16 protein-coding genes are annotated in these 16,360 nt (G+C 73.1%); 6 read left to right on the forward strand and 10 right to left on the reverse strand.

Annotation, left to right across the window (positions count from 1 at the left end; all coding sequences use genetic code 11):
* Positions 1-9 precede the first annotated feature (9 nt).
* On the reverse strand, positions 10-1,182 hold the full coding sequence (locus BM223_RS09510) for a 3-hydroxyacyl-CoA dehydrogenase family protein (protein ID WP_038678144.1): 1,173 nt from the start codon (positions 1,180-1,182) through the stop codon (positions 10-12).
* Positions 1,183-1,264: 82 nt separating this feature from the next.
* On the reverse strand, positions 1,265-1,567 hold the full coding sequence (locus BM223_RS09515) for a DUF167 domain-containing protein (protein ID WP_200887106.1): 303 nt from the start codon (positions 1,565-1,567) through the stop codon (positions 1,265-1,267).
* A gap of 25 nt (positions 1,568-1,592) precedes the next feature.
* Here BM223_RS09515 and nucS point away from each other — a divergent pair, with 25 nt between their 5' ends.
* Both nucS and BM223_RS09525 read left to right on the forward strand, forming a co-directional pair.
* Positions 1,593-2,291 (forward strand): endonuclease NucS, encoded by a 699-nt coding sequence (nucS, locus tag BM223_RS09520; RefSeq protein WP_038678142.1) that lies wholly within the window; start codon positions 1,593-1,595, stop codon positions 2,289-2,291.
* A 62-nt stretch (positions 2,292-2,353) separates the two neighbouring features.
* Positions 2,354-2,935: a DUF952 domain-containing protein gene (locus BM223_RS09525; RefSeq protein ID WP_075018549.1), complete on the forward strand. Its 582-nt coding sequence runs from the start codon at positions 2,354-2,356 to the stop codon at positions 2,933-2,935.
* On the opposite strand, the gene BM223_RS09530 is transcribed toward BM223_RS09525, so the two are convergent.
* From BM223_RS09530 to BM223_RS09555, 6 genes are all read right to left on the reverse strand, one after another.
* Complete coding sequence (locus BM223_RS09530) at positions 2,926-3,453, reverse strand: ferritin (protein ID WP_038678140.1); 528 nt, start codon at positions 3,451-3,453, stop codon at positions 2,926-2,928. The genes BM223_RS09525 and BM223_RS09530 overlap by 10 nt on opposite strands.
* A gap of 10 nt (positions 3,454-3,463) precedes the next feature.
* Positions 3,464-5,176 (reverse strand): hypothetical protein, encoded by a 1,713-nt coding sequence (locus tag BM223_RS09535; protein WP_141267230.1) that lies wholly within the window; start codon positions 5,174-5,176, stop codon positions 3,464-3,466.
* Positions 5,173-5,877 carry a hypothetical protein gene (locus BM223_RS09540; RefSeq protein WP_141267229.1) on the reverse strand — a complete coding sequence of 235 codons (705 nt, stop codon included), beginning with the start codon at positions 5,875-5,877 and terminating at the stop codon, positions 5,173-5,175. Before BM223_RS09540 ends, BM223_RS09535 begins: the two co-directional genes overlap by 4 nt.
* 105 nt (positions 5,878-5,982) lie before the next feature.
* On the reverse strand, positions 5,983-6,654 hold the full coding sequence (locus tag BM223_RS09545; protein WP_038678133.1) for a response regulator transcription factor: 672 nt from the start codon (positions 6,652-6,654) through the stop codon (positions 5,983-5,985).
* Positions 6,651-8,648, reverse strand: a complete 1,998-nt coding sequence (locus BM223_RS09550) for a sensor histidine kinase (protein WP_141267228.1) — start codon at positions 8,646-8,648, stop codon at positions 6,651-6,653. Before BM223_RS09550 ends, BM223_RS09545 begins: the two co-directional genes overlap by 4 nt.
* 66 nt (positions 8,649-8,714) lie before the next feature.
* A complete protein-coding gene (locus tag BM223_RS09555) occupies positions 8,715-8,921 on the reverse strand; it encodes a hypothetical protein (RefSeq protein ID WP_038678129.1) in 207 nt (68 codons plus the stop codon).
* A gap of 74 nt (positions 8,922-8,995) precedes the next feature.
* Between BM223_RS09555 and BM223_RS09560 the strand changes: the two genes are divergently transcribed.
* Complete coding sequence (locus BM223_RS09560; protein ID WP_235319230.1) at positions 8,996-9,355, forward strand: ArsC/Spx/MgsR family protein; 360 nt, start codon at positions 8,996-8,998, stop codon at positions 9,353-9,355.
* Between the two features lie 21 nt (positions 9,356-9,376).
* Here the strand turns inward: BM223_RS09560 and BM223_RS09565 are convergent, their stop codons facing one another.
* Together BM223_RS09565 and BM223_RS09570 are read right to left on the reverse strand one after the other, a co-directional pair.
* The gene (locus BM223_RS09565) at positions 9,377-11,416 is read right to left on the reverse strand and encodes a protein meaA (protein ID WP_075018550.1); all 2,040 of its coding nucleotides are present in this window, start codon (positions 11,414-11,416) and stop codon (positions 9,377-9,379) included.
* A gap of 87 nt (positions 11,417-11,503) precedes the next feature.
* Positions 11,504-11,854 (reverse strand): STAS domain-containing protein, encoded by a 351-nt coding sequence (locus tag BM223_RS09570; protein ID WP_141267227.1) that lies wholly within the window; start codon positions 11,852-11,854, stop codon positions 11,504-11,506.
* Between the two features lie 125 nt (positions 11,855-11,979).
* Between BM223_RS09570 and BM223_RS09575 the strand changes: the two genes are divergently transcribed.
* Genes BM223_RS09575 through BM223_RS09585 form a run of 3 tightly spaced genes read left to right on the forward strand, consistent with a single transcriptional unit; the run spans position 11,980 to position 16,317 of the window.
* The gene (locus tag BM223_RS09575; protein ID WP_038678127.1) at positions 11,980-12,585 is read left to right on the forward strand and encodes a cob(I)yrinic acid a,c-diamide adenosyltransferase; all 606 of its coding nucleotides are present in this window, start codon (positions 11,980-11,982) and stop codon (positions 12,583-12,585) included.
* A gap of 25 nt (positions 12,586-12,610) precedes the next feature.
* Positions 12,611-13,132 carry a hypothetical protein gene (locus BM223_RS09580; protein WP_200887105.1) on the forward strand — a complete coding sequence of 174 codons (522 nt, stop codon included), beginning with the start codon at positions 12,611-12,613 and terminating at the stop codon, positions 13,130-13,132.
* Positions 13,129-16,317 carry a DEAD/DEAH box helicase gene (locus BM223_RS09585; protein ID WP_038678126.1) on the forward strand — a complete coding sequence of 1,063 codons (3,189 nt, stop codon included), beginning with the start codon at positions 13,129-13,131 and terminating at the stop codon, positions 16,315-16,317. The genes BM223_RS09580 and BM223_RS09585 overlap by 4 nt, the downstream gene beginning before the upstream one ends.
* Positions 16,318-16,360: the final 43 nt, after the last annotated feature.

Consider the following 16,360-nt stretch of genomic DNA (forward strand, 5'->3'; position numbering starts at 1 on the left):
GCCAGAAGGCTACTTGGCGTAGTCGTGGAAACCTCGGCCGGTCTTGCGGCCGAGCTCGCCCGCCTCGACCTTGGCGACCAGCGTGGCGGCCGGCGCGAAGCCCGGCTCGCCGAACTCGGCGTGCAGCTCCTTCTGGATGGCGAGCGAGACGTCGTTGCCGACGACGTCGAGCAGCTCGAACGGGCCCATCGGGAAGCCGGCGGTCTCCTTGATGGCGGCGTCGATCGTCGTCATCTCGACACCGGACTCGAGCAGCGTGACCGCGTCGTTGAGGTAGGGGAAGAGCAGCAGGTTGACGATGAAGCCCGCGCGGTCGCCGGCCGAGACGCCGACCTTGGCGACGTTGGCGGTGAGCGCGCGGACGGTCTCGTCGACGTCGGCGGCGGTGTCGGGCGTGGTGATGATCTCGACGAGCTTCATGACCGGAGCCGGGTTGAAGAAGTGCATGCCGATGACGTCCTGCGGCCGGCTGGTGGCCTCACCGAGCTTGGTGATCGGCAGGGACGACGTCGTGGTCGCCAGGATCGCGCCCGGCTTGACGATCTTGTCGAGGTCGCGGAACAGCTCGAGCTTGATGTCGAGGTCCTCGGCGATCGCCTCGACGACGATGTCGACGCCCCCGAGCGCCTCGCGCTCGGTGGAGCCGGTGAGCCGGCCGAGCAGCGCGTCCTTGTCGCCCTCGGTCCCCTTGCCCTTGGCGATGGCGCGGTCGAGGTTCTTGGTGATGTAGCCGAGGACGCCCTCGAGCTTGTCCTGGCTGCGGCCGACGTAGATGATGTCGTACCCGGCCTGGGCGAAGACCTGGACGATGCCCGAGGCCATCGTGCCGGTGCCGACCACGCCGACGGTCTTGATGTCGTGCTTGAACTCCGGCGCCGCGCCCCCACCAGCGGCCGCGGCCTCGTCGGCGAACGTGCGTCCCTCGGCGACGAGCTTGTCGAGCAGCCCGGCCGGCTCGTGCAGGTGGTCGCCGGTCTCGGCGTACCGCGCGGCGAGCAGGTCACGGACCTGGGCGGCGCCGATCTCGTCGACGACGGTCAGCGGACCCTTCGGGTAGCCGCACCCGAAGCGCATGGCAGCGTCGATGTCGGCGACGGACGCGTACCCCGACTCGTAGGTGCGCACCGCGTGGTTGAGGTACGGCAGCACCAGCGTGTTGAAGATCTGCTCGCTCGAAGTCATGGGCCGGATTCTGACACCCGCAGAGGGCCTTGACTACCCGTCGGTAACCACCGATCCGCGATCGAGACCGACGTCACAGAACTCAGTCCCGCGGCTGCGGTACGGCGACCCGCACCACCTTCGACCGCGACCGCTGGCCACGGACCAGCGTCACCGCCGAGCGCGGGACGCCGAGCTCCTTCGCGAGCCAGCGGACCAGCTCGTCGTTCGCCCGCCCGTCCACCGGCGGCGACGCGAGCCGCACCTTGAGCTCGTCCCCCGCAGGCCCGGCCGGGCCCGCCGTACCGGTGCGGGACGCCCCTGGCTGGACGCGGACCGCGAGCAGCCAGGTCGTCGTACTGCCGGGCTCGGGGCGCCACCAGGGAAGGCCGGGCTCGATCTCCACGGCCCTGAGGGTATGTTGCTGGCTCGTGAGACTCGTCGTGGCGCGTTGCCAGGTGGACTATGCAGGCCGACTGACCGCCCACCTCCCCATGGCCACCCGGGTGCTCATGATCAAGGCCGACGGCTCGGTCCTCGTCCACTCCGACGGCGGCTCGTACAAGCCCCTCAACTGGATGTCGCCCCCCTGCACCGTCCGCGAGGGCAGCACCGACGAGGGCCACGTCGAGTGGACCGTCACCGCCAAGGCCCCCAAGGGCGCCACCCCCGACACCCTGCGGATCCTCATCGAGGAGATCCACCACGACTCCCAGCACGACCTCGGCATCGACCCGGGCCTGCAGAAGGACGGCGTCGAGAAGCACCTCCAGGAGCTCCTCGCCGAGCACCCCGCCACCCTCTCCGCCGGCCTCGTTCTCGTCCGCCGCGAGTTCCCCACCGCCATCGGCCCGGTCGACCTGATGTGCCGCGACGAGTCGGGGCTCAGCGTCGCGGTCGAGATCAAGCGGCGGGGCGAGATCGACGGCGTCCTCCAGCTGGAGCGCTACCTCGAGCTGCTGAACCGCGACCCCCTGCTGACGGGCAAGGGGCCGGTGCGTGGGATCTTCGCGGCGCAGGAGATCAAGCCGCAGGCGCGCGTGCTGGCGACCGACAAGGGCATCGCGTGCGCGCTGGTGGACTACGACGCACTGCGCGGTCTGGACGACCCCACCGAGCGACTGTTCTGACCTACGCAGAACCGCGTGCGGCAGGAGGTCGCAGACCGGCCGTTCTGCGAGGATGAGCGGCGATGGCCACGATCTTCCACCTCGCCCTCGCCTCGGAGTGGGCGGCGGCGCAGCAGACCGGTGCGTACACGACCTCGACGCTCGGGCGCACGCTCGCGGACGAGGGCTTCATCCACGCCAGCCGGGCGGACCAGTGGACGGGTGTCCGCGACCGGTTCTACGCGGACGTGACCGAGCCGCTGGTGCTGCTGCACATCGACACCGACCTGCTCGACGTCCCGGTGGTCGACGAGCCGCCGGCGCCGGGGATGACGGAGACGTTCCCGCACATCTACGGGCGGCTGCCGGTGTCGGCGGTGGTCAAGGCGATCCCGCTCTCCCCCGCGACGCCGACGAAGGCGACGCCGCCGGCACCCCAGGAGAGCTTCTCCCGCATCTACTTCCGCGAGATGTTCTTCAACCTCGCGATCGCCACCCTCGCGCTCGCCGCAAGCGTCCTCGGGCTGGCGCTGGGCCTGGCGATCGGGGGTGACCGGGCGCCGGGGATCGGCGGGCTGGTCGGGCTTGTGGCCGGGATCGTGGCGGCCGCGGTGCTCTACCGCCGCCGCCACGCCCGGACGACGCCGGAGCGCCCTCAGCCCTGACCGGCCACCGGGGGCGCGGTGGGGTCGGTGTCGGCGCCGCCCTGCTCGCGCGCGACCCAGTCCTCGATGGCGTTGATGTCGTCCTTGCTGCGGGTGACGACGGCGAGCAGGTCGTTCATGGTGGCGACCTCCTCGACCTGCTCCTTGATGAACCACTGCATGAACTGCTCGGAGGCGAAGTCGTTCTCCTCGCGGGCGGTGCGGAGCAGGGCGTTGATCTGCTCGGTGACCTTCTTCTCCTGCTCCAGGGCGAGCTGGACCGGGCCGCTGATGTCGGCGAAGGCGGAGACCGGGGCGTCGACGCCGGGGATCTCGACCGGGGCGTCGGTGTCGAGCAGGTACTGGACCATCATCAGGGCGTGCTGGCGCTCCTCGAGCGCCTGACCGTAGAAGAACCCCGCGAGCTGCGGCATGGTCAGCCCGTCGTAGTACACCGCGCACGCGAGGTACTGGTTGTGGGCGGCGAACTCGTTGCCGATCTGGGCGTTGAGCAGGTCGGTGAAGCGCGGGGCAGCCATGGCGCCCAGCCTAGGGGATCCGTACCCGGACGACGGCCAGCGGCAGCGGCGCGACGGCAGCATCGCCGGCGTACCTGACGGCGTAGCGCTGCCGACCTCGCGGCTGCTTGCGCAGCACGATCTCGGCGACGCCGTTGCGCAGCGTCCAGGTGCCGCGGACCGCCGTACCGCCACGGCGGACCACGACGCTCCCGGTCGGGACGACGCCGGGTGCGGTGAGCGCGACTCGCAGCCGCACGGTCCGCTTGCGGACGGTCGCGGTGGCCCGTCCGGTCGCGACGGCGCGCAGCACGGGCGCCGTCGCTGCGGACTCGGCGGCGACGCCGTCCCACCCGGCTCGCACCCCCGTCTCGCGCACGACGACCCGGTGGCCGGCGTCCGCCGCCGTCAGGCGGTAGGACCTTCCCGTCGCTCCTGCGATCGGGAGGCCGTCGCGCAGCCACTGGCGGCTGCTGCCGGTGGCCGCCGGAGCGTAGGCGCCCGGCGTCGCGCTGAGGGTGGCGCCGACGCGCGCCGGGCCGGTGATCCGCGGTGCGGCCGACACGACGAGCCCACCGGTGACGGGCCCGCGGGCGGCCGTTTCCTGGCTGCGCGGGGTGTAGCCCGCGGCGGCGTAGGTCAGCCGGGCCCGCAGGGTGGCTCCGACGTCGTCGGGTCCGGCGCGGTAGGTCGCGTCGTGCCCGACGACGGTGTCGCCGCGCAGCCAGGTGTAGGTGACCGCGTCCGGTCGCGGGTCGATCGTCGGGAGGCGAACCGACAGGGTCGCGCCGAGCCGGGTCTCCCCCACGACCTCCGGCACGCCGCTCACCAGCAGCTCCCCGGTCACGACGACGGGCGTGGCCGTGGAGGCCTGGGCGGTGTCGTCCCAGCCCGCCTTGTGCCCGGTCGCGACGACCCGGAGCCGGGCGCCGGCGTCCGCGGGCCGCAGCACGTAGGACGCGCCGCTGCCGACGGGGACGCCGTCGCGCTCCCACCGGTAGCCGACCGTGTCGGGTTGCGGCGTGAACTGGCCGCCGGTCGCGACGAGCTGGAAGCCGACCTTGGCGGTGCCGCTGATCGTCGGCGGCGCGACGGCGGTCAACGGCCCGTTCACCACGGTGTAGCGGAAGACCCGCTGCGTGGTGTTGCCGACGATGTCGGTTGCCTGGACCACGACCTGGTGCGGTCCCGCGGTCGACGTCGGCAGCACGCCGCCCGACGGGATCGAGCCGGTGCACGAGGCGACGATGGTCCGCACGTCGTGGCAGCCGTACGAGAAGGTGTAGCCGAACCCGACGTTGACCGACGCGCCCTCGGGCACCACGGTCGCGAAGGTGATCTCCGGCGCGGTGCGGTCGATGCTGACCGGCAGCTCCCGGGTGGCGCTGTTGCCCTCGTTGTCGGTGGCCACCACGGTGATCGTGGTGAGTCCCTCCTGGGTGACCGTCACCGTCGCGGGCACGCCCGTCGACGATCCGCTGCCGGTCTGCGCGCCGGTCAAGGTCCAGTCCCAGCCGGCCACGCCGGAGCCGCCGACGTTGTCCTCGACCGAGATCCGGACCGGCACGTTGCCGCCGTACCAGCTCCCCCAGGGTGAGACCGGCGCGGCGAAGGCGATCGTGGGCGGCTTGACGTCCGGGCCGGGGTCGCCGCCGGAGGCCGAGACCGGTCCGGTGGCCGCGCCGGTCCCGACGAGCGTGGCGGCGAGGGCGAGCGTGCCGAGCACGCGCGCGCGGGCCCTCACCGGGCCACCCGCTCGATGCCCGCGTGGCGCCCGAAGGTGAGCCAGGGGCCGAGGACGACGAGCAGCAGCGAGCCGATCGCCGGCAGTCCCGGGATGCCCGTCACGAGCGCTCCGGCCAGGAAGACGCCGGCCACCACCCCCACGGTGGTGCCCAGCACCCGGCTGACGAGCGCCTCGCGCCAGGCCATCCAGGCCAGCGCCACGCAGGCGATCGTGACCCCCAGCCAGGCCACGAACGGCGAGAAGTCGGTGAGCATGAAGTAGACGAAGGTCCCCCGTTCGTCGAACGTCGCGCGCTCCGGGCCTGCCTCGAGGTAGCGGCTCAGCGCCCCCTTCCAGCCGTAGGCGAGGGACAGCCCGGCCGCCGAGGCGACGAGGCCGGCCTGGACGATCGAGGCGCCGACCGAGCCCGGGAAGCGCTGCTCGACGTTGCGCCGCCACAGCCCGGCCAGCACCACGAGCGCCGCGACCGCGAGGTAGCCGCACACGAGCGCGAGGTGGAAGGCACCGGTCGGCAGGGCGTCGACCAGCTCCGGGGTGACCGGGTCGCCCTTGTCGACGTCGGGGGCCGCGCCGATCACGGCGCTGCCGAGGAAGCCGAGTGTCCCGGCGACGGTGGCCCACATCGGCCACCACCCGCGCCGGGTCGGTCGTGCGGTGGGCGGGCTGCTCGCCCCGTGCTCCTGGGGACGTGTGGTCATGGTGGTCGTCCTTCTGCTGCGCGGCGTCGGCCGCCCGGTCGCGCTCGCGACCGGCGGCACCGACGCTTCCCATCCCGGCAGGGGCCCGGACAGGGACGACGGTCCTCAGCTGCCGGGATCCGGCGAGCCCATGCCCGCCTCCCGGGCCCGGACGATGAGCGCGCTGCGGTCGGAGGCGTGCAGCTTGGCGAGGATGCCCGAGACGTAGTTGCGGATCGTCTTGTTGCTCAGCACCAGCCGGCGCGCGATCGTCGCGTTGTCGTAGCCGCGCGCGACCAGGTCGAGCACCTCGCTCTCGCGGTCGGTGAGCTCGGGGAAGACCGCGGCCGCGCTGCGCGTCGGGGTGCCGCGCACCAGCGCGATGGCCCGGCTCGCGACGTCGGCGCCGAAGAGGACCTCCCCACGGGCCACGGCGCGGACCGCCCGCTCGACGTCCTCGTGGTCGGCGCCCTTGAGCACGTAGCCGCGGGCACCGGCCCGGATCGAGGCGAACAGCGAGTCGTCGTCGCCGAGCATCGTGACGACGAGGACGGCGACCCCCGGCTGGGCGGCGGTGATCGCGCGCGTCGCCTCGACCCCGGAGCCGGCCCCGAGGTCGAGGTCCATCACGACGACGTCCGGGAGCTCCCGGGCCACCACCGCGACCGCCTCCTCCTCCGAGCTCGCCCGGCCGACGACGGTGAGCCCGCCCAGGGACTCCAGCGCCGCGGCCAGGCCGAGCTGGAAGATCGGGTGGTCGTCGACGATGACGATCCTGATGTCACGGACGTCAGTCACGGGATCCTCACCTCGATGGTCGTGCCGGGGCCGTCTCCGGCGAGGGCGAGCACGCCGCCCAGCTCCTCGGCCCGCTCCCGCATCGACGCGAACCCGACGCCGGGGCGCGCCGCCGGGTCGAGCCCGGCGCCGTCGTCGCTGACCCGGACGAGGGTCGGCACGGCACCGCCGCGGACCTCGACCAGGCAGCGGGTCGCGCCGGCATGCCGTCGTACGTTGAGCAGTGCCTCGGAGACGATGAGGTAGACCGCGACCTGGGTCCGGGGCGCGAGCCGCTCGACGTCGCGCAGGTCGGTGGCGATGGTGAGTCCGTGCCCGCCGATCCGCTCGACGAGGGTGGCGACGGCGCCCGCCAGGTCGCCGTCGTCCAGGGCGGGCGGGAGCAGGGCCCGGGCCAGGGTCCTCATGTCCTCGGTCCGGCGGACCAGCTCGGTGCGCAACCTGCCGATCAGGGCGGATCGGTCGGCACGCTGGTCGTCGCCCATCTGCTCGACCGCGGTCAGCCCCAGGCCGACCCCGGCCAGGCTCGGCCCGAGGCTGTCGTGCAGCTCGCGGCGCAGCAGCCGGCGCTCCTCGTGGCGGACCTCGACCAGGCGGGAGCGGGCCCGGTCGAGCGCCGCGTTGACCTGGGCCACCTCGAGGGTGATCGCCACCAGGCCGGTCAGCCCCTCGGCCAGCCGTCGGGTGCGCTCGTCGAGCCGGGTCCCCGGGCGCGGGCCGATCCGCAGCTCGCCGCGGCGCCGCTCGCCGACCAGCAGGGGCAGCACCAGCAGGTCGTCGGCCGGCGCGCCGACGCGGGCGTCCAGCCCCTCGGCCGGCGGGTCGGAGACGATCGCGACGTGCCCGAGGCGCAGGCTCTCCGCCAGTGCCGAGGCCAGTGCGCGCAGGCTCTCGGCCGGCGTCCGGGGCACCGCCGCGTCCGCCGCGAACGTGCCCAGGACCGCAGCCGGGTCGGGCGCCTGCCCGTAGACGAGCCGGTCGACCTCGCGCTGCACCCAGCGCCGGACCGGCTGGACGGCGAGCGCCAGCAGGGCCACCGAGAGGTAGCCGCCGAAGCGGTCGTCCGACGGCATCAGCCGGCCCCACAGCCACACGACCGCGCTGTAGGCGACCACGACCAGGGCGGTCAGCACCGCCCAGACGGTGGCCCGCGAGACGGCGACGTCGAGTCCCCCCATCCGCCCCCGGAGGACGACGGTCAGCGCGGCGACCGGGATCATCAGCTGGGAGCCGAGGAACAGGAAGAGGGCCGCCTCGAGCACGTCGGTGAAGCCGACGGCGTCGACCGGGGTGAGCCGCAGCCCCAGGAAGGCGACCGTGAGCAGGCCCAGGCCCGCCGCGACCCACGCCGACGCCGTCCGGTCGGCGCGCTCGCCGGCGAGCGCGCGCCGCACCAGCGACGCCAGTGCGGCGCCCGCCAGCAGCACGGTGACCACCAGCAGCACCCGGCCGGCGCCGGTGAGCAGGCGGTCGGTCGCGGCACTGACGGCCCAGGGATGGGGCGGCGCGTCCGGCTGCTGGTGCAGGAGCCGGATGAGCGTCGTCCCCGTCGCGACGAGCACGCCCGCGGCGATCGGCAGCGCCGGCGCCCGCCCGGAGGCGCGCAGCACCCACGGCAGCACCAGCGCGGAGGCGTACGCACCCGGCACCCATACCCAGTACGGCGCGTGCGCCAGCGCCGCGTGCACGGAGGGCGAGCCGACGCCCGCCAGCGCCAGCTGACCGGTCACCAGGGCGAGGGTGAAGCCGAGCGCGACGAGCCCGAAGATCCAGCCGACGACGTGCCGGCGCCGGCCGAGCACGAGCGCCGCGACGACGCCGTTGACGAGGGCGACGATCCCTTCGAGGACGTAGACCAGGTCGTCGATGGCGAACGGCTCGCCCCGCCCGACGGGACGCAGCACCAGGCCGACGAGCGAGCCCAGGATCGCCGCCCAGGACAGCACCAGACCTGCCGTCGCCACCGGACCCCCCAGGCGACGGCGCGGTCTCATGCGCCGAGTATGGAGCAGCGAGCGGCTGCCCGGACAGGGACGCGAGTCCCGGGTCGCCGGGCCGGCTCAGGCGGCCTTCTGCAGGCCCTTCTTGGTGACCTTCTTGCCGTCGGCGCGGACGAGCACGCGCTTCTTGACGGTGTAGCCCTCGGGGAGGGTGCCCTCCTTGAGCATGCGCAGGGGGCAGCGACCGCAGCGCGACTTCGACACGCAGCACTTCGTCTTGGGGAGCTTGCGCACCTTCCCCTTCGACTTCTTCTTGTCCTTGCCCACGAGGACGAGGGTAGGCGACTGAGGGTAGGCAGACCTAATCAAGGTGAGGCGCGTCACATCGGTAGGGTCCGGGCGTGATCGAGATCTGGCTCAACCCCGCCTGCTCCAAGTGCCGCACCGCCCAGAGCGAGCTCGACGCCGCCGGTGTCGACTACACGGTCCGGCGCTACCTCGACGAGCCGCCGACGGTCGCCGAGCTCGAGGACGTCCTCGGCCGGCTCGGCCTCGAGCCGTGGGACATCGCCCGCACCGCCGACGCGCGCAAGCTCGGCGTCACCCTGCCCACGAAGGACGCCGGCGAGCGCGGCGCGTGGCTGGCGCTGATGGCGGCGCACCCGAAGCTCATCCAGCGGCCGATCCTGACGGCGTCCGACGGGACGACGGTCGTCGGCCGCGACCCCGCCTCTCTCGCGCAGGTGATCGCGGCCGACTGAGCGTCGTACGACGGGCCGGGCTCAGGCGAGCCCGTTGGCCTTGCGGATGACCTCGACGATGCCGGCCATGATCTCGGTCAGCCCGAAGTCCTTGGGCGTGTAGACGGCGGCCACGCCGAGGTCGATCAGGGCCTTGCCGTCGGAGTCGGGGATGATCCCGCCGACGATGACCGGGACGTCGCCCATGCCGGCGGCCTTCAGCCCGTCGAGGACGGCGGGCACCAGCTCCATGTGCGAGCCGGAGAGGATCGAGAGCCCGACGCAGTGGACGTCCTCGGCGACGGCGGCCGCGACGATCTGCTCCGGGGTGAGCCGGATGCCCTGGTAGATGACCTCGAAGCCCGCGTCCCGGGCCCGGACGGCGACCTGCTCGGCGCCGTTGGAGTGCCCGTCGAGCCCGGGCTTGCCCACGAGCAGGCGCAGCCGGCCGCCGAGCTCGTCGCCGGTGGCGCGCACGGCCTCGCGGACGGCGGTCAGCTCGGCGCCGGCCTCGGCCACGCCGACCGCGCCGGCGACGCCGGTGGGGGCGCGGAACTCGCCGAAGACCTCGCGCAGCACGCCGGCCCACTCCCCCGTGGTCGCGCCCGCACGGGCGGCGGCGAGGGTGGCCTGCATCAGGTTGACGCCGGACTTGGCGTCCTCGGCGAGGCGGGCGAGTGCGGCCTCGACCTCGGCGGCGTCGCGCTGCGCCTTCCAGGCGGCGACGGAGTCGAGCGCGGCCTGCTCGGCCTGGGGGTCGGCGACCATGATCGCCTCGTCCAGGTTGGCGGTCAGCGGCGAGGGCTCGGTGGTGTCGAACTTGTTGACGCCGACGATGATCTCGTCGCCGGCCTCGATCCGGCCGCGGCGCGCGGCGTGGGCGGAGACCAGCTCCTGCTTCATGTAGCCCGAGTCGACGGCGGCGATCGCGCCGCCCATCGCCTGGACCCGGTCGATCTCGGCCTTGGCGCCCTCGATGAGCGCCTGGACCTTGGCCTCGATGACGGGCGAGCCGTCGAAGATGTCGTCGTACTCGAGCAGGTCGGACTCGAACGCGAGGACCTGCTGCAGGCGCAGCGACCACTGCTGGTCCCACGGGCGCGGCAGGCCGAGGGCCTCGTTCCACGCGGGCAGCTGGACGGCGCGGGCGCGGGCCTTCTTGGAGAGGGTGACCGCGAGCATCTCGAGCACGATGCGCTGGACGTTGTTCTCGGGCTGCGCCTCGGTCAGCCCGAGGCTGTTGACCTGGACGCCGTAGCGGAAGCGGCGCATCTTCTCGTCGGTGACGCCGTAGCGCTCACGGGTGATCTCGTCCCACAGGTCGACGAAGGCGCGCATCTTGCACATCTCCTCGACGAAGCGCACGCCGGCGTTGACGAAGAACGAGATCCGGCCGACGACCTTCTCGAAGTCCGCGTCGGAGACCTGGCCCGACGACTTCACCTGGTCGAGGACGGCGATCGCGGTGCACATCGCGTAGGCGATCTCCTGCACGGGCGTCGCGCCGGCCTCCTGCAGGTGGTAGCTGCAGATGTTGATCGGGTTCCACTTGGGGATCTCGTGGACCGTGTAGGCGATCATGTCGCCGATCAGCCGCAGCGAGTGCTCGGGCGGGAACACGTAGGTGCCCCGCGAGAGGTACTCCTTGATGATGTCGTTCTGGGTCGTGCCCGCGAGCTTGTGGGCGACCTCGGACGGCGACAGGTCGGGGTTCTGCTCCTCGGCGGCGACCTGGTACATCGCGAGCAGCCACATGGCCGTCGCGTTGATCGTCATCGAGGTGTTCATCTCGGTGAGGGGGATCTGGTCGAAGAGCTTGCGCATCTCGCCCAGGTGCGGCACCGGGACGCCGACCTTGCCGACCTCACCGCGCGCGAGCGGGCTGTCCGGGTCGTAGCCGGTCTGGGTGGGGAGGTCGAACGCGACCGAGAGGCCGGTCTGGCCCTTCGCCAGGTTGGTCCGGTACAGCGCGTTGGAGGCCTCGGCCGTCGAGTGGCCGGCGTAGGTCCGCATCACCCACGGGCGGTCCTTGGGCTGGGTGGCCTTGTCGGCGCCGCTGGCTGCGTCGGGCGTGGTGCTCATAGAGCGAAGACTAGGACGATTGCTACCGCTTGGTAACGGTCCGGACATGTGGGGTACTGCACAGCACCCACCCCCGGACGGGCCCGCTCAGGCGGGGACGGCCTCGCGCTCGACCTCGATCAGCCGGATCAGGTGGGTGAGGTGGAGCATCCGCCGCACCGCCGGGGTGGCGCCGCGCAGGACCACCCGGACGCCGTACTGCTGGGCCTGGCGGCTGGCCGCAGCGAGCACCTTGAGCGCGGTCGCATCGACGGAGCGCACGGCGCTGACGTCGATGATCACCGGGCTGACCCGGTCGATGCCGCAGCGGCGGATGTGGTCGTGGACCGCCGCGCGCAGCTCGCCCGTACTGCGCACGTCGAGATCGCCGCCGAGGAGGAGGACCGGCTCCCCTGGAACGATCTCGATCAGGACAGGGGTCGACTGTCGCACTCTCATGGTTCTCCCTCCCGAGATGTCAGTCGTGTCTCCCACCTGTTACCCACCATGACGCGCCAGCACCCGGATCGGTTGCACCTCGGACCGACTTTTTTCCGTCGGACCCCGCGACTACGCTCCGAGGCATGGTCAACCTGACGCGGATCTACACCCGTACCGGCGACGCCGGAGAGACCCGGCTCGGCGACATGAGCGTCACCACGAAGACCGACCTGCGCCTCCTCGCGTACGCCGACGTCGACGAGGCCAACGCCCATCTCGGCGTCGCGATCGCCACCGGCGGCCTCGACGAGGACGTCGTCCGGATCCTCACGCACGTCCAGAACGACCTCTTCGACGTGGGTGCCGACCTGTGCACGCCGGTCGTCGCCGACCCCGAGTACCCGCCGCTGCGCATCGAGCAGGACTACGTCGACCGGCTCGAGGGCTGGTGCGACGAGTACAACGAGCCGCTGCCCAAGCTGCGCTCCTTCATCCTCAACGGCGGCACGCCGGGCGCCGCGCACCTCCACGTCGCGCGGACCGTGATCCGGCGCGCCGAGCGGGGCGCCTGGGCGGCGTACGAGGTGCACGGCGAGGTGATGAACAAGATCGCGATCACCTACCTCAACCGGCTCTCCGACCTGGTCTTCATCCTCGCCCGCCACGCCAACCGGGCCGAGGGCGATGTGCTGTGGGTGCCGGGCGGCGAGCGGGGTGCCGCCCGAAATCCGGGCGACGCGAGCGCCTGAGACGCGCGAGGATGTCGGGGTGCAGGTGAGGTTCACGAAGCTGTCCGGCCGCTACGAGATCGCTGTCGACCGGTCCGTCGGCGCGACCCTGGCCCCGCGCAACGGGCCGGGGCACAGCGACGCCGTGCCCCACGACGTGGCGCACCTGCTCGTCGAGATCGAGGACGGCCTGCGCGGCGCGGTCTACGGGCGGCTCGCCGCCGCCGACGGCGACGACGGCATGTTCTGGCCGGCCGACCCGAAGGCCCGGCGGGCCTCGCTCAAGAACCGCCGCTCCCCCACGCCCCAGGAGTCCGCCGACATGGCGCGCTCCGAGCGGCTCGCCTCGCTCACCGTGGCGCTGTGGGAGGTCGCCCGCGGGCACCGGAAGCCCGACCCCGCCTGGCCCGGCCAGGTCGGCGACAGCGGTCTCGACAGCGCACTGGTCGAGCGGCTGTTCGCACGCTACGACGACTTCTCGGCCCGCTGGGCCGCGCTGCCCGTGGGCGGCACGATCACGCTCGACTGGCCCTTCCCCGAAGGCACCGGCAAGCGACGGCGCACGTGAACGTCCTCGCCACGCTGACCGACGAGTTCCTCGGCCGCCACTTCGACCCGCCGACCCTCCAGCGCGCCCGCGAGGTGGCCGCCGCTGGCTCGGTACGGCGTCCCGAGATCGGGCAGCTGACCGCCTCCTCGGTGACCGCGACCGCCGAGGTGCAGGGCTCGCGCGACGTGCCCTACCAGGTGCAGCTGCACGCCGAGGCGCCCACCGACGACTACGCCGGCTGGCTGTTCACGGTATGCACGTGCCCGGTCCGCTCGACCTGCAAGCACGGCGCGGCACTCGCGCTGACCCTGCGCCAGACGTTCACCCAGCCGGCCGGCGAGGCCACCTGGCGGCGCTCGCTCGAGCGGCTGCTCACCGAGCTCGACCGGCAGCAGAGCGCCCCGCTCGAGCAGGTGCCGCTCGCGCTCGAGATCAGCCTCGAGCAGGGGCGCACGAGCTACCGCTCCGTCGGTCCGGCGATCCGGGTCCGGCCGATGCGCCAGGGCAAGAACAAGCCGTGGATCAAGACCGGCGCCGACTGGAGCGACATCGGCCTGGGGTCGGGTGCGGCCGGCTTCCCGCCCGAGCAGGCCGACGCCATCGCCGCGCTCCACGCGCTGTGGTCGGGTCACCGCGCCTACTACTACGCCGGCGTGGCGCCCTCGCTCGACGAGTTCGGCGACCACGTGGTGCGCGCGCTGCGCCACGCCCGCGACGCCGGCGTCACGCTGCTCGCGGCCCGGCCGCTGCGCTCGGTCGAGATCGCCGACGAGCCGGCCGAGGTGGTCGCCGAGCTGGCCGACGTCGACGGCGGGACGACGCTGCGCGCGGCCGTGACGCTCGGCGAGCACACCTGGCGCGGCGACGCCGTCGTCCCGATCGGGTCGCCGGCCACCGTCGTGGGCCTGGTCGACGACCGCCACCTCGTGATCGCCGCGACCACGGCGCCCGTCCCGCCGGCGCTGCGGCACCTGGTCGACGGGCCGCCGATCGTCGTCCCGCCGGCCGACCTGGCGGCCTTCCGGTCGGCCCTGCCGGGGCTGATGAGGCACCTGCCGGTGCGCGCCGAGGAGTCCGCCGTCGAGCTGCCCGAGCCGCTGGCGCCGACCCTCGTGCTCACCGTGACCTGGCACAGCGCGACCAAGGCCGGGCTCGCCTGGCACTGGCAGTACGGCGAGGGCGACGAGCAGCGCACCTGCGCGCTGACCAGCCACGACCCGCTCGGCGGCGTCCGCGACCGCGCCGCGGAGCACGAGATCCTCGGCACCGTCTCCCCCGGCCTGCTGACCGTCAGCACGATGACCGACGGCGACGCGCTGGCGCTCGCCATCCACGGCCTGCCCCACCTGCGCACGCTCGCCGGAGTCCGGGTGGTCGAGCAGGAGCGGCCCGACTTCCGCGAGGCCGACGTCGCCCCCGAGATCCGCTTCGACCTGGTCGAGCCCTCCGAGGCCGACGCCACCGACACCACCGACTGGCTCGACCTCGCCGTCACCGTGAGCGTCGACGGCGAGCAGATCCCGCTGCCCGACGTGCTCGCCGCGCTCACCCTCGACCAGGAGTTCCTGGTGCTGCCGAGCGGGCTCTACGTCACCACCGACCGGCCCGAGCTCGCCCGGCTGCGCGAGGTCGTCGACGCCGCCGCCGAGCTGCGCGAGCGCGACGGCGAGCACCTCGGCATCGGCCAGCACGACCTCGGCCTGTGGGCCCAGCTCGCCGAGACCGGTCTGGTTGACGCCCAGGTTGCCGAGTGGGTCCACCGCGCCCACGCGCTGCGCGACCTCACCGACATCCCCCAGCCCACCCCGCGGGGCCTGGTCACCGACCTGCGCAGCTACCAGCGCGAGGGCTTCTGGTGGCTGGCGTTCCTGTGGCAGCACGGGCTCGGCGGCATCCTCGCCGACGACATGGGCCTCGGCAAGACGCTCCAGGTGCTCGCCCTCATCGCGCACGCCCGCACCGAGCGGCCCACCGACGCCCCCTTCCTCGTCGTCGCCCCCACGAGCGTCGTCACCGCGTGGGCCTCCGAGGCCGCCCGGCACGCGCCGGACCTGCGGGTGGCGGTCGCCGGACGCCGTACCGACGACGTGGCGGCGCTCGCCCGTGACCACGACATCGTCGTCACCACCTACACCCTGCTCCGGCTGGCCCACGAGCGCTATGCCGGCGTCGCGTGGTCGGGCCTCGTTCTCGACGAGGCGCAGCAGGCCAAGAACCACCAGAGCAAGACCTACCAGGCGGTGCGCACCATCGAGGCGCCGTTCAAGCTCGCCGTCACCGGCACCCCCTTCGAGAACCGGCTGATGGAGCTGTGGTCGCTGCTCTCCATCACCGTGCCCGGCCTCTACCCGTGGCCGCGCGCGTTCGCCGACAAGGTGGTGCGGCCTGTCGAGCGCGACGCCGACCAGACCGTGCTCGACCGGTTCCGGGCCCGGATCAAGCCGTTCCTGCTGCGGCGCACCAAGGAGCTCGTCGCCGACGACCTGCCGCCCAAGCAGGAGCAGGTGCTCGAGGTCGACCTCGACCCGAAGCACCGCAAGATCTACGACACCCACCTCGCCCGCGAGCGCCAGCGCATCCTCGGCCTGGTCGAGGACTTCGACCGCAACCGGGTCGCCATCTTCAGCGCCCTCACCAAGCTGCGCCAGCTCGCCCTCGACCCCGCCCTGGTCGACGCCGAGCACGACAAGGTCGGCTCGGCCAAGCTCGACGTCCTCGTCGACCACCTGGCCGAGATCACCGCCGAGGGCCACCGCGCGCTCGTCTTCAGCCAGTTCACCTCGTTCCTCGGCCGGGTCCGCAGCCGCCTCGACGACGCGGGCATCGTCACGACGTACCTCGACGGCGCGACCCGCGACCGCGGCGCGGTCATCGACGAGTTCCGCACCGGCGCCGCGCCCGTCTTCCTCATCTCGCTCAAGGCCGGCGGTGTCGGCCTGACCCTCACCGAGGCCGACTACGTCTTCGTCCTCGACCCCTGGTGGAACCCCGCCGCCGAGGCCCAGGCCGTCGACCGCGCCCACCGGATCGGCCAGACCGCCCACGTCCACGTCTACCGCCTCGTCGCCACCGACACCATCGAGGAGAAGGTGATGGAGCTCAAGGCGCGCAAGGCCGAGCTGTTCGCCCAGGTCATCGACGGCGACGGTGCGATGAGCACCGCGATCGGGGCCGACGACATCCGGGGATTGTTCGCGGACTGAGGCGCTGGCGCCGGACAGGGGACGTTTGCTCCCAACTTGCTCC

This window comes from Pimelobacter simplex (assembly GCF_900114845.1).
In the GTDB taxonomy this organism is placed as follows: Bacteria; Actinomycetota; Actinomycetes; order Propionibacteriales; family Nocardioidaceae; genus Nocardioides; species Nocardioides simplex.